The organism is Xanthobacter dioxanivorans, from assembly GCF_016807805.1.
GTDB lineage: Bacteria > Pseudomonadota > Alphaproteobacteria > Rhizobiales > Xanthobacteraceae > Xanthobacter > Xanthobacter dioxanivorans.
Genome location: NZ_CP063362.1, coordinates 4,232,811 through 4,252,815, shown reverse-complemented (window position 1 = coordinate 4,252,815; position 20,005 = coordinate 4,232,811). Strand labels below are relative to the sequence as shown.

At 69.2% G+C, this 20,005-nt stretch carries 20 protein-coding genes; 9 read left to right on the top strand and 11 right to left on the bottom strand.

From position 1 onward, the window contains the following. Nucleotides 1-7 precede the first annotated feature (7 nt). The 8 genes from EZH22_RS19805 to EZH22_RS19770 are packed head-to-tail and all read right to left on the bottom strand — an operon-like array spanning nucleotide 8 to nucleotide 6,241. On the bottom strand, nucleotides 8-592 hold the full coding sequence (locus tag EZH22_RS19805) for an amino acid synthesis family protein (protein ID WP_203192188.1): 585 nt from the start codon (nucleotides 590-592) through the stop codon (nucleotides 8-10). 5 nt (nucleotides 593-597) lie between these two features. Beyond that, complete coding sequence (locus tag EZH22_RS19800) at nucleotides 598-1,176, bottom strand: amino acid synthesis family protein (RefSeq protein ID WP_203192187.1); 579 nt, start codon at nucleotides 1,174-1,176, stop codon at nucleotides 598-600. A gap of 27 nt (nucleotides 1,177-1,203) precedes the next feature. After that, nucleotides 1,204-1,992, bottom strand: a complete 789-nt coding sequence (locus tag EZH22_RS19795; RefSeq protein WP_203192186.1) for an ABC transporter permease — start codon at nucleotides 1,990-1,992, stop codon at nucleotides 1,204-1,206. A gap of 10 nt (nucleotides 1,993-2,002) precedes the next feature. Next, on the bottom strand, nucleotides 2,003-2,863 hold the full coding sequence (locus EZH22_RS19790) for an ABC transporter permease (protein WP_203192185.1): 861 nt from the start codon (nucleotides 2,861-2,863) through the stop codon (nucleotides 2,003-2,005). A gap of 5 nt (nucleotides 2,864-2,868) precedes the next feature. Continuing rightward, nucleotides 2,869-3,996 (bottom strand): ABC transporter ATP-binding protein, encoded by a 1,128-nt coding sequence (locus EZH22_RS19785; RefSeq protein ID WP_231711559.1) that lies wholly within the window; start codon nucleotides 3,994-3,996, stop codon nucleotides 2,869-2,871. Nucleotides 3,997-4,001: 5 nt separating this feature from the next. Beyond that, nucleotides 4,002-5,078 (bottom strand): extracellular solute-binding protein, encoded by a 1,077-nt coding sequence (locus EZH22_RS19780; protein ID WP_203192183.1) that lies wholly within the window; start codon nucleotides 5,076-5,078, stop codon nucleotides 4,002-4,004. A 60-nt stretch (nucleotides 5,079-5,138) separates the two neighbouring features. After that, the gene (locus EZH22_RS32420; RefSeq protein ID WP_269902919.1) at nucleotides 5,139-5,321 is read right to left on the bottom strand and encodes a hypothetical protein; all 183 of its coding nucleotides are present in this window, start codon (nucleotides 5,319-5,321) and stop codon (nucleotides 5,139-5,141) included. Further along, the gene (locus EZH22_RS19770; protein ID WP_203192181.1) at nucleotides 5,261-6,241 is read right to left on the bottom strand and encodes a mandelate racemase/muconate lactonizing enzyme family protein; all 981 of its coding nucleotides are present in this window, start codon (nucleotides 6,239-6,241) and stop codon (nucleotides 5,261-5,263) included. Before EZH22_RS19770 ends, EZH22_RS32420 begins: the two co-directional genes overlap by 61 nt. 499 nt (nucleotides 6,242-6,740) lie before the next feature. Between EZH22_RS19770 and EZH22_RS19765 the strand changes: the two genes are divergently transcribed. The 8 genes from EZH22_RS19765 to EZH22_RS19730 all read left to right on the top strand — a co-directional run bounded on the left by EZH22_RS19765 (nucleotide 6,741) and on the right by EZH22_RS19730 (nucleotide 14,490). After that, nucleotides 6,741-7,247: a MarR family winged helix-turn-helix transcriptional regulator gene (locus tag EZH22_RS19765; RefSeq protein WP_203192180.1), complete on the top strand. Its 507-nt coding sequence runs from the start codon at nucleotides 6,741-6,743 to the stop codon at nucleotides 7,245-7,247. Nucleotides 7,248-7,396: 149 nt separating this feature from the next. After that, nucleotides 7,397-8,440, top strand: coding sequence for an amidohydrolase family protein (locus tag EZH22_RS19760; protein WP_203192179.1), 1,044 nt, complete (start codon nucleotides 7,397-7,399; stop codon nucleotides 8,438-8,440). Between the two features lies 1 nt (nucleotide 8,441). Continuing rightward, on the top strand, nucleotides 8,442-9,599 hold the full coding sequence (locus EZH22_RS19755) for an FAD-dependent monooxygenase (protein WP_231711057.1): 1,158 nt from the start codon (nucleotides 8,442-8,444) through the stop codon (nucleotides 9,597-9,599). A 30-nt stretch (nucleotides 9,600-9,629) separates the two neighbouring features. Then, complete coding sequence (locus EZH22_RS19750; protein WP_203192177.1) at nucleotides 9,630-10,445, top strand: MBL fold metallo-hydrolase; 816 nt, start codon at nucleotides 9,630-9,632, stop codon at nucleotides 10,443-10,445. Between the two features lie 79 nt (nucleotides 10,446-10,524). Further along, complete coding sequence (gene hpxZ / locus EZH22_RS19745) at nucleotides 10,525-10,920, top strand: oxalurate catabolism protein HpxZ (protein WP_203192176.1); 396 nt, start codon at nucleotides 10,525-10,527, stop codon at nucleotides 10,918-10,920. A 78-nt stretch (nucleotides 10,921-10,998) separates the two neighbouring features. After that, a complete protein-coding gene (locus tag EZH22_RS19740) occupies nucleotides 10,999-12,111 on the top strand; it encodes an NADH:flavin oxidoreductase/NADH oxidase (protein WP_203192175.1) in 1,113 nt (370 codons plus the stop codon). A 396-nt stretch (nucleotides 12,112-12,507) separates the two neighbouring features. Beyond that, nucleotides 12,508-13,461, top strand: a complete 954-nt coding sequence (gene dusA / locus EZH22_RS19735; protein ID WP_231711056.1) for a tRNA dihydrouridine(20/20a) synthase DusA — start codon at nucleotides 12,508-12,510, stop codon at nucleotides 13,459-13,461. Between the two features lie 192 nt (nucleotides 13,462-13,653). Beyond that, a complete protein-coding gene (locus EZH22_RS19730; RefSeq protein WP_203192173.1) occupies nucleotides 13,654-14,490 on the top strand; it encodes a sulfite exporter TauE/SafE family protein in 837 nt (278 codons plus the stop codon). Nucleotides 14,491-14,494: 4 nt separating this feature from the next. On the opposite strand, the gene EZH22_RS19725 is transcribed toward EZH22_RS19730, so the two are convergent. Then, nucleotides 14,495-15,130 carry a hypothetical protein gene (locus EZH22_RS19725; protein WP_203192172.1) on the bottom strand — a complete coding sequence of 212 codons (636 nt, stop codon included), beginning with the start codon at nucleotides 15,128-15,130 and terminating at the stop codon, nucleotides 14,495-14,497. 203 nt (nucleotides 15,131-15,333) lie between these two features. On the opposite strand from EZH22_RS19725, the gene EZH22_RS19720 reads away from it, so the two are divergent. Continuing rightward, the gene (locus EZH22_RS19720; protein WP_203192171.1) at nucleotides 15,334-16,224 is read left to right on the top strand and encodes an ATP-binding protein; all 891 of its coding nucleotides are present in this window, start codon (nucleotides 15,334-15,336) and stop codon (nucleotides 16,222-16,224) included. A gap of 91 nt (nucleotides 16,225-16,315) precedes the next feature. On the opposite strand, the gene EZH22_RS19715 is transcribed toward EZH22_RS19720, so the two are convergent. Both EZH22_RS19715 and argS read right to left on the bottom strand, forming a co-directional pair. Continuing rightward, the gene (locus EZH22_RS19715) at nucleotides 16,316-18,094 is read right to left on the bottom strand and encodes an SPOR domain-containing protein (RefSeq protein ID WP_203192170.1); all 1,779 of its coding nucleotides are present in this window, start codon (nucleotides 18,092-18,094) and stop codon (nucleotides 16,316-16,318) included. Between the two features lie 140 nt (nucleotides 18,095-18,234). Further along, nucleotides 18,235-19,995 (bottom strand): arginine--tRNA ligase, encoded by a 1,761-nt coding sequence (argS, locus tag EZH22_RS19710; protein WP_203192169.1) that lies wholly within the window; start codon nucleotides 19,993-19,995, stop codon nucleotides 18,235-18,237. Nucleotides 19,996-20,005 lie beyond the last annotated feature (10 nt).

Genomic DNA, 20,005 nt, shown 5'->3' with positions numbered 1-20,005 from the left:
GAGGGGCTCAGACGAGCCCGTCGGTGCCCACCACCTGGTCGAGCGTCAGGCCGCCGACGCGGGGCGCGGGCCGGCCGCTGTCGGTGACGGCGATGGCCACCACGATCTCGCCGCGGCGTGGCGCATCGCCGATGCGGGCCTCCACCGCATCGAAATGGCTGCGCACCCGCGCCGCATCCTTGTGGCCGAGGGGTACGTCGATGGCGGTGCCGGGGCCGCCCATCTTCTTGGCGGAGGGGATGAGGGCCGCCCCGCCGCCCACCGTGGCGCGCAGGCTGGTGCCCAGCTTGGGATGCAGGATGGCGGCGGCATGCTCCAGCTCGCCCTGGTCGCCCACGATCACGCCCTTGCCATAGCTGTGCGCCGCCTCCGGCGCGATGCCGAGGGCCTCCACGCAGCGCCGGCCGAGCAGGTCGCCCAGCTCCAGGCCGATATCGGAGAGGTCCGAGAGGTCCTCGGCATAGGTGCCGGCGAACGGGTTGGCGATCACCGCCATGGCCACGGCGCGGCGGGTGGGCGGATCCACCGGGCGGCCCATCTGCGAATGGATCTCGTCAATCTGCACGACGACCTTGCGGATTTCTGCCTTCATCACCCTCACCTCAGTCCGTCCATTGCGGAAATCTGGTCCGCGCGCAGGCCGCCCAGGCGGTCGTGCACGCGGGGGCCGCTGGTCATGGCCAGCACGAAGACGATCTCGTCCGGCTGTGGCGCGCCGGGCACCCGCACCTCGAAGGCGTCGAAATGGCTGCGCACGTAGCTGGCATTGGTGTGGGTGATGGGCACGTCCAGCGTCGCGCCCGGCCCCGCCACCTTCTTGGCCGAGGGCACGATGGCCCTGGCATCGCCGAGCAGGGCGCGCATGGCATAGCCGCCCGGGACGTGCCAGAGGGCGCCGTGCTCCAATTCGCCATCAGTGCCCACCAGCGAGCCCTTGCCATAGCCATCGATGGCCGACAGCGGCACCCCCAGCGCCGCGCTGGTGCGCCGTGCCATCTCCAGGCCCAGGGGCTTCAGCGCCTCCATCATGGGCACGATGTCGGGCTCGTAGCGGCCGGCGAAGGGATTGCGCAACACGATGCCCACCGCCGCGCGCCGCCGTGGCACGGCCGGAGGCGGGCCGAATTCGTGATGGATCTCCTCCATCTGGGTGAAGGTCCGCAGAAGCTCAATCATCGAGGGGTCCCGAGGCGGAAGGAAGGGTCAGCGGCCCCGCAAGGCCAGCGGCAGCAGGAAGATGAGGCCGGCCAGCGAGGCGAAGACGAGGAGGGTGGAGATGGCCGCGACCGAGGGGTCGGCATAGGCCAGGAGCTGCTGCATCAGCCGCAGCGGCAGGGTGTCGCCGCGAGTGATGAAGAGGGAGAGCGAGAAATTGTCGAAAGAGATCAGGAAGGCCGAGACCCCGCCCGCGATCACCCCGCCGCGGATCATGGGCAGGGTCACGCGGAAGAAAGTGCCCACCGGACCCACCCCGAGATTCAGGGAGGCGCGCTCCAGCGAGCCGTCGTGGTTGGCCAGGGCCGCGCTCACCATGGCCACCACGTAGGGCACGCCGAGCACCGCGTGACCGAGCGTCGCGGCGAGGATGCCGGGCCGCATATCGTAGACCGCCAGCGTGAACAAAAGGCCGAGGCCAAGCACGATGGCCGGCATGGCGATGGGCAGCATCACCACCGCCTGCACCGCCGCACGCCCACGGAACCGGTAGCGGTGCAGCGCGATGGCCGCCCCGGTGCCGGCGATGGTGGCGAGCGCGGCATTGCCGAGGCCGATGATGGCGGAAACCGTCAGCCCCTCGATATATTGCGGCGTCTGGAGCGCCACCGCGAACCAGCGCAGGCTGAAGCCCGGAATGGGGAACTCCAGCCGGTCGCCGCTGGAGAAGGCGACGATGCCGGCGATGATGATGGGTCCCATGAGGAACAGCACCACCAGCGCCGCGAAGAAGCGGCTGGCAAGGCCAGGGGTGGAATAGCTCTGCGAGGTCGCCATCGGTTCCCCCTCAGATGCTCGCCCACGGCGCGACGCGCCGGACGATGAGGTTGGCCGTGAGGAGGAACAGAGCCACCGCCGCCAGCACCAGCGTGGCCATGGCCCCGGCGAGCGCCCAGCTGGCATTGGTGCTGGATTCGTAGAAGATGGCCGGAGCCAGCATCTGGAACCGGGTGGAGCCCATCAAGGCCGGGATCACATAGTCCGAGAGCACGCCGGCGAACACCAGCTGCATGCCCGCCACCGCTCCCGGGAGCGAAATGGGCATGACCACGCGGAACCAGGTGAACCAGCGCCCGCCGCCGAGATTGGCCGAGGCGCGCAGCATGGTCTCGTCCACCTTCCGGAGCGAGGTGACCAGCGGCAGGATCATCAGCGGCAGGTAGCGGTGGATGAGGCCGAGGCCCATGCCGCTCACCTCGTTCATGATGTGCACCGGCTGGCTCACCAGGCCCAGGCGGATGAGCGCCTGGTTGAGCATGCCGCTGTCGGAGACGATCACCATCCAGCCGAACACCCGCATGATGACGCTGACATAGATGGGCAGGTACACCGCCCACAGCAGGAACGCCCGGCCCGAGCCGGACGACTGCGCCAGCAGCCAGGCGAAGGGATAGGAGATGGCCAAAGCCAGCAGCGCGACGCCGCCCGCCGCCAGAAGGGTGTTGGTGAAAACGGTGAGGTAATAGCTGTCGCTCAGCACCTTGGCGTAGTTGGCGAAGGTGAAGCCCGGCACCAGGATCCCCATGGGGTCGTCGATATAGACGCTGTTGCGCGCGGTAATGGCGATGGGGATGACGAAGAACGGGATGAGCAGCGCGCCGGTGGGCGCGAGCCAGAGCCAGGGTGTGAGGCTGTTGCGCGTTGCCATGGCGCTCACCCGGCCGCGCCGAGCCGGCAGGCCGCCGGATCGAAGTCCAGATAGACGGCGTCGCCCACCCGCACGGCCAGTTGCTGGACACCCGCCTGAGCCGGGCGGTCCACCACGATCTGGGCATCGCCGAGAAAGACGATGACCCGTTCCTGCGCGCCGAGGAAGGTGCGCAGGGTGACGATGCCGGGGGCCGTGGGATGCACAGGCGTCGGCGTCGGCGACAGGGCGATGTCCTCGGCCCGCAGGTCAAGGCTCACCGGACCCGCCCCGGACCCGGCGACGGTCTCCTCGGGCGCGATGAAATCGAGGGCCGGCGGCACCCGCATGCGATGCCCGGCCCCCTCGGCCACGAGGACGCCGGCGAGGCGGTTGGTGGTGCCGAGGAAGCGCAGCACGGAGCTGGATTGGGGCGCGCGGTAGACCTCCTCCGGCGTGCCGATCTGGGCAATGCGGCCGCCCTGCATGATGGCGATGCGGTCGGCCAGCGCGAAAGCCTCGCGCTGGTCATGGGTGACGAGGACGGTGGTGACCCTGAGGCGGCGCAGCAGCAGCGACAGCTCCAGCTGCATGTCTTCGCGCAAGTTGCGGTCAAGGGCACTGAAGGCCTCGTCCAGCAGCAGCATGTCCGGGCGCACGGCCAGCGCCCGGGCGACGGCCACGCGCTGGCGCTGGCCGCCCGAGAGCTGGGCTGGAAAACGCGTCTCCAGGCCGCCGAGGTGCAGCAGCGCCACCATCTCGGCGACCCGCGCGCGGATCTCCGCTTTGTCGAGGCGGCGGGCGTGGAGGCCGTAGGCGATGTTGTCCGTCACCGTCATGTGCGGAAACATGGCGTAGTGCTGGAACACCATCGCCACGTTGCGCTTGTGCGGCGCAATGCCGGTGATGGCCTTGCCGCGCAGGCTGATGGTGCCGTAGTCCGGTGTCTCGAAACCGGCGATCATGTTGAGCAAGGTGGACTTGCCGCAGCCCGAGGCGCCGAGCAGCGCCACGATCTCCCCGCGCCGCAGCGCGAGGCTGCAGCGGTCCACCGCCACATGGCCGTCGAACGACTTGCACAGATTGTCGAGCACCAGCTCGGGTGGCTCCATGCCGGCTCCGCTGCCTGTCGTGTCCGCCGGCATGGTGACCATGGCGTTCAACTCTGGACCTCGCGGGTGTAGCGATCGAGCCACTCCTTTTGCCGGAGCGCGGCGAACTCCTCGTCCTGGAACCAGACCAGCGAAGCATCCGCATTCACCAGCGGAGCGACGTCCGGGGGAATGGTCACGTCGGCGCGCACCGGGGTGGCGAGCAGGTTGGTGACCATGGCCGCCTGCGACGGCTTGGTGAGAGTGAAGTTCATGTAGGTCTTGGCCTGCGCGATGCGCGGGGAATTGACCGGGATGCACAGATCGTAAGGCACCGCGAGCACGCCCTCCTTGGGCGAGCACTTCACCACCTGCGGCGCCTTGCGCGTGGTGTTGGCGATGCGGATGGCAAACTGCGGGGCGATGCCGATGTCGCCGCGCTCGATCAGCATGTTGGGCTGGCTGCCGTCGGCATAGAAGGAGCGGACGGCGGGCTTCAGCGCCTTGAGACGCGCGAAGGCCTCGTTGAGGCCGGCTTCCGATTTCATGTCGCCGGCGATGGCCTTCACCAGGCAGGCGAGGAAGCCGAAGGCCGAGGAGCCATTGACGGCGCTCGGCAGCATGATCTTGCCCTTCATGTCGTCGCGCCACAGGTCGAGCCAGGACGTGACGGGGGTCGGGATCTGCTTGGTGTCCACCATCAGGTCGAAGGTGTCGAGCATGGTCGCCACGCCCCAGCCGCCCTCCGGGATGATGTGGGGCAGAAGGTGCGGCGCCTCGGCGAAATCAGTGGGCTTCACCGGCGCGAACAGTCCGCCCTTCATGCCGCGCAGGCCCCAGGCGCGCGAGATCATCACCAGGTCGAAGGGCGGGTCCGCCTTCTGGGTCTGGATCTTGGCGCTGGCGCTGGGCGAGATCTCGACGTCGTAGATGACCTTGATGCCGGTCGCCTGCTCGAACGGCTTGGCGATGATGTCGCCGAGCACCTGATAGGGGCCGCCGAAATGGGTGACGCGTAGCGTCACGTCTTCGGCGCGGGCCGAGCGCCCGGCCGACGCCGCGCCGAGGGCGCCGAAGGCGGCGGCGCCAAGGGCGAGGCGTGCGCCACCTGCCAGCAGGTCTCTGCGCTTGATATCAAAGGTCATCGCGCTCTCCGTCGATCGAATTCGGGGCTGTCCGGGACGTGGACCAGGGCTGTTGCTTACTCAATTGAGGCGCATGCGACGCAGCGCGTCGCGATTGACGGTAATGCCGAGGCCGGGCCCGCCGGGCACCGGAAGGGTGCCTTCCGTATCCAGCAGGCAGGGATGGGCGACGGGCTGCTCGGTCAGGTCATCGTGGAGCGGTGTGCGCAGCAGGCTGCATTCCATGATGCGGAATTCCGGCAGCGCCGCCGCCAGATGCAGCGCGGCGGCAGCCTTGACCGGGCCCCCGCATGATGGGGCGCGAATGGCACACCGAGGCTAGCGGCGGCCATCGCCGCCCGCATGAAGCCGGTAATGCCTCCGATGCGCCCGCAATCCGGCTGGAGCAGATCCACGGCGCCGGCGGAAACCAGGGCGATGGCGCCACGCGGGCCGTATTCACTCTCGCCCGCCGCCAGCGGCAGGATGCCATGGGCATTCAGCCGCGCGAGCCCTGCCACGTCGGCGGGATCCAGTGGCTCTTCCAGCCACAGATACCCAAGCTCGGCAAGGCGGCGGGCGAGCGTGACCGCCGCAGGAAAATCAAAGGCGCCGTTGGGATCGGCAACCAGGGCGACGCCTTCACCCACCGCGTCGCGGATAAGGGCCACGCGGGCGAGCGCCGCGTCGAGGGGCGGCGAGATCTTGACCTTGATCTGGCGGAAGCCGAGGGCGACGGCCCGCTCCGCCACGGCGACGGCCTGCGCGTCGGGGATCCAGCCGATAAAGGACGCATAAGCCGGTACCCGGCTGCGCCCATGACCGGCCAGCAGCGTATGGATGGGCGCGTCGAGGCGCTGGCCGAGCAGATCCCACAAGGCGATGTCGATGGCAGAAATTGCCTCGGCTCCCGCTCCGCCCACCGGCGTCACAAGCGCACGGCGCATCTGCTCCCATAAGCCGCCGATGGCGTTTTCATCGGCGCCCAGCAGGAGCGGAGACAGGGTGGCCTCGACAATGCTGGCGGCGGCCTGTGGCGCGGCCGGCGAGAAGGCTTCCCCAAAGCCGCTGCGCCCATCCTTGGTGACAACCTCCACCACGAGGCCTTTCACGGAGCCGGACCGGCCCGACCAGGCCGGCTGAGGCGTCGCGAGCGGATAGGCGGTCAGGGCGGCTATGGTCATCCGGGTCTCCAAGATCACCAAGAGATCGCAGTTGAAGCGCAGGACATTCGTTCGATATCAAATTATTATTCGTCGAACTATGTAGACGTTATTGCGGTATGAAAGGCGTGTCAATTCAAGGGGTATCCCAAATTTTATGCGCCTGCCGGCAGGTGGGGCGCCAAAATTTGTGCAACCGCAAGCCTATGCGGCAATCCGCTCTCGGGAAGCGGCGAAGTCGCCAGGATGCGTTGCCATGACACGGAATACAGGTTATTCGGGAAACGTTTCGGGAATGCGCTCGCGCAACGTCCAAAACCATTTTACATCGAATGATTAGCGGAGGCGACGCGGCATGGTCAGGATTGGGACCCGCAGCAAGGACAGGACCTCCACGCCCGCCGAGACGGAACCTGATGCCGGAGAAATCCCTGCACCGGCTCCGGCGCGAACCGGCAGGCGCAAGGGTGCGGCAGAGGGGGGCGCCAAGAAAGGGACCGCGAAGGCGGGGCAGCTTCAGGTGCCCATCAACGCCATCGTCGAGCAGTGGCATCGCGAGAGGCCGGACCTCGACCCCGAGCCGATGCGGCTGTTCGGCGCCCTGGCGCAGGCACACCTTCTGACCACGCCCTACATGAACAACGTGCTGGAGCAGCACGGCCTCGTGCGGGGCACGTTCGATGTGCTTTCCGCCTTGCGCCGGGCGGGCCTGCCTTATTCCCTGACCCCCAAGCAACTGGCAGAATCCCTGCTGCTGAGCGGGGCCGGAATGACCAACCGGCTCGACCGGCTGGAAAGCCTCAACCTCATCGCCCGCCTGCCCGAACCGAACGACCGGCGCAGCCTCAAGATCCAGCTCACCCAGAAGGGTGTGAAGCTGATAGATGAGATCATCCCGAAGTTCGTGGAGGCGCAACACCGCCTCGTCGCCCGCCTTGGCCTGGCGGACACCGAAATGCTGCTGGGCCTGCTGGAGCGCCTCTCCGCGGCCCTCATGGAAGACATCGGGGCCGAACCTTCAGCGTGACCATTTCCGGGCGATTGACAGGATGAAAAGCGCATCCTATGGTCAATTAGTTCGATATCGAATTATATGATATTGAACGAGTTGCGACCGAGCGCATTCCCTTGCCCTGACCTGTGCCCGGCCGCCCCCATGTTGGATCGGGACACGAGATGCTTCGCCCCAGTCACCTTTCCGTGGTCGACATGCACGCCCATTACGTGGCACCCGACCTCATCCACGAAGCGGAGCGCCACGGCACGGACTATGGCGTGAGCATAATGCGTGACGCGGATGGCCGCGCCCGCCTCGCCTTCGCCGACGGCACCGTGCTGCGCCCCTTCTTCCACGAATTGTGCGACCTTAGCGTCCGCGTGTTCGGCATGGACGCCGCGGGCATCGGCCTGCAGGTGGTGTCCACCTGGACCGACATGGCCGGCGACCAGATCCCCCCGGCGCAGGGCGCGCGGTGGTCGCGGCTTCAGAACGAGACTCTCGCGGCCGATGCGGCCAAGTCCGGAGACCGTTTCGCGGCCATGGGCACGCTGCCCCTGCAGGATGTTTCGCTCGCATTGGCGGAACTGGACCACATGGCGCGGAATCTCGGCATCCGGTCGGTGGAGATCGGCACCAACATCAATGGGCGCGATCTCGACCATCCGGACTTCCGGCCCCTGTGGAAGCGCCTGTGCGATCTCGACATGCTGGTGCTGCTGCATCCTCCCTTCAAGCCCGTGGGCGAGGGCCGCAACGGCGACTATTTCCTCAACAATCTCATCTCATTCCCGGTGGACACCACCATCGCCGCCGCACGCCTCATGTTCAGCGGCATCCTCGATGATCTGCCATGGCTCAAGATCTGCCTTGCCCATGCGGGGGGCTTCCTGCCCTACCAAATCGGCCGCATGGACCGGGGCTTCGCGGCCCATCCGGCCTGCAGCCGCAGCCTCGGCACGGCACCTTCCCGCCTGCTGGACCGCTTCTTCTACGACACGCTCACCCATGACGATGCCGCCCTCGCCTTCCTGGTGACGCAGGTGGGAGCGGAGCGGGTGGTCTATGGCAGCGATTATCCGTTCGAAATGCTGGATCCCACCGGCCCGGAACGGGTGCGCCGGCTGGGGCTCGGCACGGCGCAGGAGGATGCGGTGCTCGGTGGCACCATCCGGGACCTCCTTTCCGCGGCCGATGCGCCGCTTGCAGAGGGAGAGGGCTGACATGCGGCGCGACATCCGGATTGCGGTCATCGGCGCGGGGCTCGGTGGCATGACCACGGCCGGCCTGCTCCAGCGTGCCGGCTTCAAGGTGCAGGTGTTCGAACAGGCGGCCGCCTTCTCCCGCATTGGCGCCGGCATCCACCTCAGCCCCAATGTGATGAAGGTGATGCGCCGCCTGGGCATCGAAACGACGCTCACAGACATCGGCCTGCATCCCGACGCCTTCGTGAGCCGCAAGTGGGACACGGGCGAGGTGTTGTTCGAACTGCCGTTCCACCCGCAGAACGAGGCGCATTTCGGCGCCGCCTACATCAACGTGCACCGGGGCGACCTGCATCAGGTGCTGGAATCCGCCCTCGATCACGGCACGGTCGCCTTCGGCCACAAGCTGCGCGCGATGGAGGAGCGGCACGGCATCGTGCACCTCGCCTTCGAGAACGGAGCGAAGGCCGAGGCGGATCTCGTCATCGGCGCGGACGGGGTGAATTCCCGCGTACGGGAATATCTGCTCGGCACGGAAAAGCCGCGCTATAGCGGCCACGTCGCCCACCGCGCGGTGTTCCCGGCGGCGCTGCTGAACGGCCTGCCCATCCGCGCCTGCACCAAATGGTGGGGCGAGGGCAGCCACATCCTCGTCTATTACATGACCCAGGCGCGGGAGGAGGTCTACGTGGTCTCCAGCGTGCCCCATCGCGAATGGACCTCGCCCCAGTCCTTCCTGCCGTGCGACCGCGACGCCTTCATCGCCGCCTTCGACGGCTACCATCCCGAGTTGCAGCAGGTGGTGGCGGCGGCGCCGGAGGTGACCATGTGGCCGGTGTTCGACCGCGAGCCGGTGGATTGCTGGAGCCGGGGCAACGTGGTGCTGCTGGGCGACGCCTGCCACCCGCTGCGGCCCTACATGGCCTCCGGCGCCGCCATGGCCATCGAGGACGGCGCGGTGCTCGCCCGCTGCCTCGCCGACATCGGCCATGACGACCCCGCCACGGCGTTCTCCTGGTACGCCGCAAACCGCATGCCGCGCACCAACAAGGTGCAGCGCATCTCCGTGGCCAACACCTGGTTCCGCGGCCCCACCGATCCCGACTGGCTGTTCTGCTACGACGCCTGCGCCGTGCCGCTCCTGGCACCGCAGGAGGCCCCGAGGGAACTGGCCTGACCTGCGGGTCGGCAACACGGCGAGGCATCCATGACAGCCTTCATCTGCACCACCTGCGGCACCCAATATGCCCCGACGCCGGAGCCTCCGGCCCGGTGCCTGATCTGCGAGGAGGAGCGCCAGTTCGTGGCCGCCACCGGCCAGGCCTGGACCACGCTGGAGCGCCTCCAGGTGACCCACAGCCCCATCTTTCGCTACGAAGGCGAGCTGATGGCGCTGGGCATCGCCCCCGCCTTCGGCATCAACCAGCGCGCGCTCCTCGTGCCCACGCCCGCCGGGACCGTGATGTGGGACTGCGTCAGCCTGGTGAGCCCGGCCATGGTGGATCTCATCAAGGGCCTCGGCGGCCTCACCGCCATCGCCATCTCCCACCCGCATTATTACACCACGCTGGTGGACTGGAGCCGCGCCTTCGGCGGCATCCCCGTCTATCTCCACAAGGCGGATGCGGAATGGGTGATGCGCCCGGATCCCTCAATCCGCTTCTGGGAGGGGGAAACGCTGGAGATCGCGCCCGGCTTCACGTTGGTGCGCAGCGGCGGCCATTTCGAGGGCGGCACGGTGGCCCACTGGGCGGCGGGCGCAGGCGGGCGCGGCGCGCTGCTCTCCGGCGACCTCCTCCAGGTGGTGGCGGACCGCAAGCACCTGGGCTTCATGCGCTCCTATCCGAACTTCATCCCGCTCGGCGCGCAAGCGGTGGCGCAGGTGGCGGCGCGGGTCGCGCCGTTCGCCTATGACGCGATTTATGGCGCCTTCTGGAACGGCCTCATCCCCGCCGGGGCGCAGGAGGCCATGGCCCGCTCCGTGGCGCGGCACATCGCGTGGCTCGATCGCCCGGCCCCCTGACGCCCGACGCCTGCGCGGCCCGTGCGCGAACCCACCCGGCTCCGGTCGCGTACCGGGGCCGATGGCAAGAGGACCCGCCATGAATATCGATCTGCCGGATGTGCATGCCGAGGCCGAGGCCGCCTTCCTCAGCTATGAGGCGGCGCTGGTCGCCAACGATCTCGATGCGCTGCGGGACCTGTTCTGGGACAGCCCGCTCACCCTGCGCTTCGGCGCCGCGGAGCACCTCTACGGCCGCGACGCCATCGTCGCCTTCCGTGCGGCCCGCCCCGCCGCGCCGCGGCCGCGCGCGCTCCTGTCCTACGTGGTCACCACCTTCGGCACCCATATGGCGAGCGCCAATGCGGTGTTCCGCAACGAGGGGGAGACCCGCATCGGCCGCCAGAGCCAGGCCTGGGTGCGCCTGCCGGAGGGCTGGCGCATCGTCAGCGCCCATGTCTCCTACGCGGACCCGGGCGTGCTTGATGCACCCTGAGGCCCAGCGGTCCATCCACGCGCCGACCGTCTTGGCCGACAATGCCGTTCCCCTGCCCTCCCCAAACTGGCGAGCCCCATGAGCGCCCTGTTCTCCCCCCTGGCCCTGCGGGGCGTCACGCTGGCCAACCGCATCGTCGTGTCCCCCATGTGCCAATATTCGGCGGACGAGGGCGCCGCCACCGACTGGCACCTGATCCACCTCGGCCAGATGGCCCTTTCCGGCGCGGGCCTGCTGTGCCTGGAGGCGACGGCGGTGGAGCCGGCCGGCCGCATCTCTCCGCACGACCTCGGCCTGTGGGACGACCGCACCGAAGCAGCCCTCGCCCGCGTTCTCACCGCGGTGCGCGCCTATTCGCGCATGCCGGTCGCGGTGCAGCTCGGCCATGCGGGGCGCAAGGCGTCGAGCAATGTGCCCTGGAAGGGCGGCGCCCTGCTCCCGCCGGAGGCGGGCGGCTGGCATCCCTTCGCTCCGTCCGCCGTGCCCCACAAGGAGAGCGAACCGCCGCCCCAGGCGCTGGACGCGGAGGGCCTCGCGCGGGTGCGCACGGCCTTCGTATCGGCGGCACGAAGGGCGGCGCGCCTCGGCATCGACGCCATCGAGCTCCATGGCGCCCACGGCTATCTGCTGCACCAGTTCCTCTCGCCCCTCGCCAACCGGCGCACCGATGCCTATGGCGGCTCGCTGGAGAACCGCATGCGCTTCCCGCTGGAGGTGTTCGATGCCGTGCGCGCCGCGTTTCCGGACGACCGGCCGGTGGGCATGCGCATCTCCGCCACCGACTGGGTGGAGGGCGGCTGGGACCTCGACCAGTCCATCGTCTTCGCCCGCGCGCTGAAGGCCCATGGCGCGGACTTCATCGACGTGTCGTCGGGGGGAGTGTCCCCCCTGCAGAAGATCACCCTCGGTGCCGGCTACCAGGTGCCATTCGCGGCGGCGGTGAAGGCGGCGACGGGCATGCCCACCGTGGCGGTGGGGCTCATCACCCAGCCGGCCCTGGCGGAGCGCATCGTCGCCACGGGCGAGGCCGACATGGTGGCCCTGGCCCGCGGCCTCCTCTACGACCCGCGCTGGCCCTGGCATGCGGCGGCGGAGCTGGGCGCCAGCGTGGAGGCCGCCCCCCAATACTGGCGCTGCCAGCCCTCCGGCAATCGCCAGCTGTTCGGCGAGACCCTTACGGGCGCGCGCTGACGCCCGGCTGTCGCAGACCGACGACGCGCACCTTCACCACGGCGCCGCGTGAGCGCGGAAGCGTTTCGCGTCACGCGACCTGCGCGTGACGGCGGGTTCCTGGCGATCGATGCGGCGCTCCATGTCGAGCGCCCATTCCCCGGCATCCTTGCGGCGCAGGAACGTCTCGCTGACGTACTGCCCCTTCCGACGGATCTGGGTTCTCCAGGAGCCGGATTTTAGTATAGGGAGGGTCGCCAATCCGTGCGCGCTCTGTGTGCACCGCACTCACGCGTCGAAAAATCGGAAATTGGGGCGTATCGTGGCGAAAAATCGAGTGCACACGACGCGGCCCAATGCCTTGAAACCACAAAGATAATGTCGAAAAATCAATCATTTGGATTTGCCATTGCGCCCATGATGGATTGGACGGACCGGCACTGCCGCGCCTTCCATCGTACCTTCTCGCGCCATGCGCGGCTTTATACGGAAATGGTCACCGCCCCCGCCATCCTGCATGGCGACCGCGACCGGCTGCTCGGCTTCGCGGCGAACGAACACCCGGTGGCGGTGCAGCTCGGCGGCAGCGATCCGGCGCAGCTCGCGCAGGCGGCCCGCATCTGCGCCGATTTCGGCTATGACGAGATCAACCTGAACGTGGGCTGCCCCTCCGACCGGGTGCAGGGCGGCAATTTCGGCGCCTGCCTCATGCGCGAGCCCGGCACCGTCGCCGACAGCGTCGCCGCCATGAAGGCCGCCGTCACGCTTCCGGTCACCGTCAAGTGCCGCATCGGCGTGGACGAGCAGGACCCCGAGGAAGCCCTGGACACCCTCGCCGACGCGGTGGTGGCGGCGGGGGTGGACGGGCTCATCGTCCATGCCCGCAAGGCGTGGCTGAATGGCCTGTCGCCCCGCGAGAACCGGGATATCCCGCCCCTCGACTACGACCGGGTGCGGCGGCTGAAAGCGCGCCTGCCGGACCTGCCCATCTCCCTCAATGGGGGCCTGACCAGCCTGGAGCAGGGGCTGGCCGAGGGCCACGGCCTCGACGGCATGATGCTGGGGCGGGCGGCCTACCATGAGCCGGAGCTGCTGCACGCGGTGGACCCGCTCCTCTTCGGCGCCCCCGCACCTCATGCGGATACCTTCGCGGCGCTGGAGGCGTTCGAGCCCTATGTGGCGCGGCACCTTGAGGCCGGCGGCCGCCTCAGCGACATCACCCGCCACATGCTGGGCCTGTTCGGCGGCCGCAAGGGCGCGCGCATCTTCCGCCGGCGCCTGTCGACCGAGGCCATCATGCCGGGCGCCGGGCTCGACGTGCTGCGCTCCGCCGTGGACGAGGTGCGCCGGCGCGATCCCATCGCCGCCTGATCGGCCCGCCGCCGCCTCCCCATTGCGCCAGGCCTGCGTGGAATGCGCGGCTTGGCCCGCGCCGCATGCGGCGCGGATGGTGGACAGAAGACCGAATCCACGCCACTTGATCGCCCCCGTCTTCCCGTTTCCGGTCCGCGCCGGCTGAACCGGCCGTCGCGCGACCGGTGTTCCGCCTGCCCCGGACATCCCATGCTGCAATCCGTCCCCCTCGATGAACTGGCCGTCCTGCTCGCCGCGCTTCTGGCGGGCGGCGTGCTCACCGGGCTGATCGCCGGGCTGTTCGGCGTGGGCGGGGGCGGGGTCATCGTGCCGGTGCTCTACGAGGTGTTCGGCATCATCGGGGTGAGCGATTCCGTGCGGATGCAACTGTGTGTCGGCACCTCGCTGGCGGTCATCATCCCCACCGCCATCACCTCCCAACGGGCCCACATGGCCAAGGGCGCGGTGCTGCCGGGGGTGGTGCGCACCTGGCGCGCGCCGGCCATCATCGGCATCATCGCCGGAAGCGCCATCGCGGCGGTGGCGCCGGGACGGGTGCTGCAGGCCGCCTTCGTGCTGGTCATCGGCCTGCTCGGGCTGAAAAGCCTCGTCGGCCGCAACGACATCACAGTCTCCGACCACCTGCCGGGCGCCGGCGCCATGCGGGCCTACGGCTTCTTCATCGGCCTGGCCTCGTCCCTGGTGGGGATCTCCGGCGGCGGCATCGCCACCAACATCCTGCTGCTGTACGGCGTGCCGATCCACGCGGCGGTGGCCACGTCCGCCGGCATCGGCATCATCATCCCCATCCCCGGCGTCATCGGCTATGCCATCGCCGGCTGGCCGCACCTGTCCGAGCTGCCGCCCTTGTCCATCGGCTACGTGTCGGTGATCGGCTTCCTGTGCATCGCGCCCCTGGCCGCCTTCGTCGCGCCGTTCGGGGCGCGCCTCGCACACCGGCTCGCCCGCCGGCACCTGGAGATGGCCTTCGGCCTGTTCATGCTGCTGATCGCGGCGCGCTTCCTCTACGCCGTGATCACCGGCTGACCGCTCACCAGCGGTGGGAGAAGCCGGCGGTGATGCTCTTGTTGAGGGTCGAGCCCGTATCGGCGAGCGAGGTGGTGACGCTGACGTCGCCGAACAGCTTCTGCTGCGCGCTCACCGAGGGCAGCAGCTTCGGGGTCTCCTGCGTCGCCTTGGTGGCCAGGGAGAAGGTGGTGCCCGTCTCGGCCAGCTTCAGGCTCACCGTCTTGTCGGTCTCCCACGCCTGCGCTCCGCCGGCGACCGCATAGCTGTCGGCGAACACCGCGTCGATGCCGTCCACGAGGGGAATGGTGCGCTCGAAGGTGGTGGCGACCTTGCCCCTGGCGTCCGTGGGGCTGAGCGAGACATTCACCGTATTCTTCTGCCACAGCATCCAGTCGGGCAGGCTCCGCAGCGAGACCTTGGCATAAGCGGTGCCGGCAAGATCGCTCGCCCCGGCGGCCGGGACGGGCGCGGCGCTCGCCGCCGCCGTCGACAGGTCCATGCCGAACACGGTGCCCAGGTCGTCCACCGCGCTGGAATAGGTCATGGACGTAGTGCCGTCCGGGTTGAGGGACGTCTTCGCCACCACCTGCCCGTCCGCCAGCGCAGGGCCGGCGAGCGCGACGAGGACGGGCAAAAGGAGCGCGGTGCGGGGCATCATCGGCATCCTCCGGCAGAACGGGCGCGGGCGGCGCCGCGGGTATCGGGTTCATCCCAGATGCATGCGGAGAAGTTAAGGCAGCCTTGCCGAAGGCCGCCGCCCCCCGCTGCATGCGATCCGCGCATGGCTCGCGCCGGCCGAACGCACGCCGGTGCCTTGCGGGCGGGCGAGCGGGGTCCTATCCCGCCACCGGGAGGACCAAGATGCCAGATCGACAGGAAACCGAGACCGCCACCTTTGCCTTGCTTGCCCGCATCGCGGACGCGCTGGAGCGCCTCGCCCCCGCCCCCATCGCCAAGCCCGATTTCGATGCCGCCGACGCGTTCGTGTGGGCCACCGAGCCCGCCCGCTTCGAGCCGGTGCCGCGGGTGAACCGGGTGGAGATGGAGCTGCTGCAGGGCATCGACCGCGTGCGCGACCAGCTGATCGAGAACACCGAGCGCTTCGCCCGCGGCCTGCCGGCCAACAACGCCCTGCTGTGGGGCGCCCGCGGCATGGGCAAGAGCTCGCTGGTCAAGGCCGCCCATGCGTCCATCAACCGCGCGCAGGCATCCCCGGACGGCCCCCGGCTGAAGCTGGTGGAGATCCATCGCGAGGATATCGAGAGCCTGCCGCTGCTCATGGGGCTGGTGCGCCGCTCCGCCCACCGTTTCATCGTCTTCTGCGACGACCTGTCCTTCGACGCGGATGATACCTCCTACAAGTCGCTCAAGGCGGTGCTGGAGGGTGGCATCGAGGGGCGTCCGGACAATGTGATCTTCTACGCCACCTCCAACCGGCGCCACCTGCTGCCCCGGGACATGATGGAGAACGAGCGCTCCACCGCCATCAATCCCGGCGAGGCGGTGGAGGAGAAGGTCTCCCTCTCCGACCGGTTCGGCCTGTGGCTGGGCTTCCACAAGTGCAGCCAGGACGAATACCTCGCCATGGTGGCGGCCTATGTGGCGCACCACGGCCTGCCGGTCGGCGAAGAGGCATGGCGGCCGCAGGCGCTCGAATGGGCGACCACCCGTGGCGCCCGCTCGGGCCGCACCGCCTACCAGTTCGTGCAGGATCTCGCCGGCCGCCTCGGCGTGCCGCTCAAGGCGGCGTGAATCGGAAGGGCCGCCGTCCCTCGCGGGAACCGGCGGCCCTTATTCCTGAGACGGCCTGACGATCGCGAGCGGATCCGTCAGCCGGTCACCCTCAGTTCTTTGCGACGATGCAGTCCCCACCCTGAGCGTGGAGCGCCTGGCAGAGCTGGTTGGCCTGGTCGCGCGTGGCGAACGGTCCCACCTGGGCGCGGAAGAAGATGCCCCGGTCACCCAGGTCGGCCTTCTTCACGCTTGCCCGGTAGCTGCCGAGAATGTTCGGGTATTTCTGCTGGAGCGCGCGCCAGGAGCCGTTGGCGTCCGCCTCGGTGCGCTGGGACGCCACCTGCACCACATAGGCGCCGTTGGCCAGGGGCGTCGGCATGGCGGTGGCGTTGGATGCGCCGGCATTCTGCGCCGCGGCGGCGGTCGCCGCGCTGGCCGGGTCGGGCAGCGAGGACGCGGGATTGGCCGCATAGGCCGTCACCGGAGAGGCCGACACCGCCGGCGCGGCGCTGTCGGCCCGGACGGCGAGGGTGCGGACCTTCTTCGGCTCGTTGAGGCTGGGGGCGCCGGCTGCGGACACCTGGGCCTGGGTGGACGCCTGGGCCTGGGCGGACGGCGCCGGCTGGGACGGTGCGCCGGCATCCGGAGCGGCGGCGTAGGACTTGGAGACGGCGGCGGTCACGTCCACCGGCTGCTCCTCGCGCGGCACCACCCGCTCGTTGGCGGCGGTGGTATTGCCGCCGAGGCGGTCGTAGATGAGCTTCTGCTGCGGATCGGCCGGCGGCGGGGTCGGATTGACGGTCTTGGACGAGCCCGCGTCGGCCTTGATCACCGGCGGCGATCCGCTGGCACTCATCGCGTGCTTGCCCACCGCCATGTTGTAGGCGAATACGCCCGCCGCGCCGGCCACCAGCAGGCCGAGGATGGAGACGCCGAGCAGCAGCGCCATGCGCCCCCTGCGGCGGCGCGGCTCCTGGTCGTAGATGTCCTCGCCGTGGGGGGGCATATAGCCCTCGTCGGCGTATTCAGGATCGTAGGCGTCGTCGTAATCGTCGTAGGCGTCGTCGTCCCGGCGGGGGGCGGAGTAGGCGTAGGCCGCCTGGTCGTCATCCTCGTCGTCACGATCATCGCGGCGCGTGCCGTAGGCTCGGGCGTCCTCGTAGCGGGCGTCCGCCGGGCGGGCCTCGCCATAGCGCGGCTCGGCGGGACGCGCAGCAGTCCCTTGGCGCGGATCTTGGCCACGACCATAGGCGGCGCGATCATCATAGGTGTGATCATCGTTGTCATCGTCGGCATAGGCCTGAGGGGCGGCATATCCCTGCGAGGCATAGGACTGCCCGCCGCGGGCCTGCGTGGCCGCCGGCCGGGCCGGGACATCGTCCTCGTAGTCGTCCTCATCGTCGACCACGGCCGGCTGCGGACGCGCCGGCATGGTCCGCGCGAGAGAGCCGTAGCCGAGCCGAACCGTCCCGTCCTGGGTGGGATAGGGCGAAGAAGCCTCGGCCTGCGTGCGGTAGGCGGGGGAAGACGGCGCAACGCGGGCCGGAGCACTTGCGTACCGGGCGGCGGCGGGAGCGGCCTGCGGGGCGGGCGCCCAGTCGGTCGCATCGTCGTCCGTATCGTCCTCGTCGTAATAGGCAGCCGGCTGGGCGGCGGGCTGGCGCGCGGCCGGAGCGGCATAAGCGGGTGCGCGCTGCGCCTGGCGAGGATCGGCATGGGCCGGCTGCGGCACGGCGGCCGGGCGCGGCGCCGTCAGCTGGCGCTGAGGGGCCTGCTGCGGCGGCATGTCGGAGAAATCGTCGAACGGATCGTTGTCACCGATCAGTCGGGCAAGCTCGGCGAGGGGGTCACCCCCGCCCGAGGAAGCTGGCGCGCTGCGTTCGCGCATCACGCGCTCCGCGGCACCATCGTCACGCCGGTAGCGGAACCTGCTTTCGTCGCCCATATCGCCTCGATGCGTTGTCGTTCGCCCCGGAGGGGGGATCCCGGCCCAGGCACTACCGCCCTGTCGGGGCGCGGGGCGGGCAATCATTTCATCTCGTCAACGGCCTCCACCCCCAGCACTTTGAGACCCGAGGCGAGCACCGCAGCCACGCCATGGACCAATGCCAAGCGCGCCGAGCTCAACTCTCGATCATTCTCCATAATGAAGCGTAAATGTGGCAAGTCTTTTCCACGGTTCCACTGGCCGTGAAACTCGCTGGCCAAATCGTGCAGGAAGAACGCGATGCGATGGGGCTCCCGCGCCGCCGCCGCCTGCTCGATGAGCCGCGGCCAGCCGGCCAGCCGGCGCAGCACGAGAAGTTCGCCCTCGTCGTCGAGTCGGTCGAGCGGCGCCCCAGCGAACGCCGCCGCTTCCCGCGGCAGGTCCTTGAACGCCTCGGCCGCGTTGCGCAGGATCGACTTGGCGCGGGCGTGGGCATACTGCACGTAGAACACCGGGTTCTCGCGCGACTGCTCGATCACCTTGGCCAGGTCGAAGTCGAGCGGCGCGTCGTTCTTGCGGAACAGCATCATGAAGCGCACCGCGTCGCGCCCCACCTCGTCCACCACCTCGCGCAGGGTGACGAACGAGCCCGCGCGCTTGGACATGCGCACCGGCTCGCCGGCGCGGAACAGGCGCACCAGCTGGATCAACTCCACATCCAGCGACGCCCTGCCGCCGGATACCGCCTTCACCGCCGCCTGCATGCGCTTCACATAGCCGCCGTGGTCGGCGCCCCAGACGTCGATCATCTTCAGGAAGCCGCGGTCCACCTTGTCCTTGTGGTAGGCGATGTCGCCGGCAAAATAGGTGTAGCTGCCGTCCGACTTCTTCAGCGGCCGGTCCACGTCGTCGCCGAAGTCGGTGGAGCGGAACAGGGTCTGCTCGCGATCCTCCCAATCCTCGATGGGCGCGCCCTTGGGCGGCGGCAGGCGGCCCTCATAGACCTCGCCGGTGGTGCGCAGGGCCTCGATGGTGGCGCCCACCTTGTCCACGGCGCCCACCGAAAGGGACCGTTCGGAGAAGAACACGTCGAACTCGATACCCAGCGCCGCGAGGTCGTCGCGGATCATCACCATCATGGCGCCGATGGCGAAGCTGCGGAAGATCGGCAGCCATTCGGCTTCCGGCGCCTCCATGTATTCGCCGCCGTGCATCCGGGCCAGCTCCTGGCCCACGGGCACGAGATAGTCGCCCGGATAGAGCCCGTCCGGAATGTCCGCCGGCTCCCCGGTCACCGCCTCACGGTAGCGCAGGAAGGCGGAACGGCCCAGCACGTCCACCTGCGCGCCGGCATCGTTGATGTAATATTCCTTGGTCACGGCGAAGCCGGCGAAATCCAGCAGCCGCGCCAGCGCGTCGCCGAACACCGCGCCCCGGCAATGGCCCACATGCATGGGCCCCGTGGGGTTGGCGGAGACGTATTCCACGTTCACCTTCTCGCCGGCCCCGAGCGGGGAGCGGCCGAAATCCAGGCCCTGCCGCAGCAGCGCCGCGAGCACGGCGGGCCAGAAGGTGGCGTCGAGGCCGATATTGATGAAGCCCGGCCCGGCCACGTCCACCTTGGCGACGCCCTGCACCTGCATGAGCTTGCCGGCGATGCGCTCGGCGAGGTCGCGCGGCTTCACGCCCGCATCCTTGGCCAGCACCATGGCGGCGTTGGTGGCGAGGTCGCCGTGGCTCGCATCGCGCGGCGGCTCGACCACCACGCGGGCGAGGTCGAGGCCCTGGGAGACCTGTCCTTCGGCGGCAAGGGCGGCGACGGCTGCGCGCACGTGATCGGCGAAGATCGCGTAGACGTTCATGGGGTGGGGT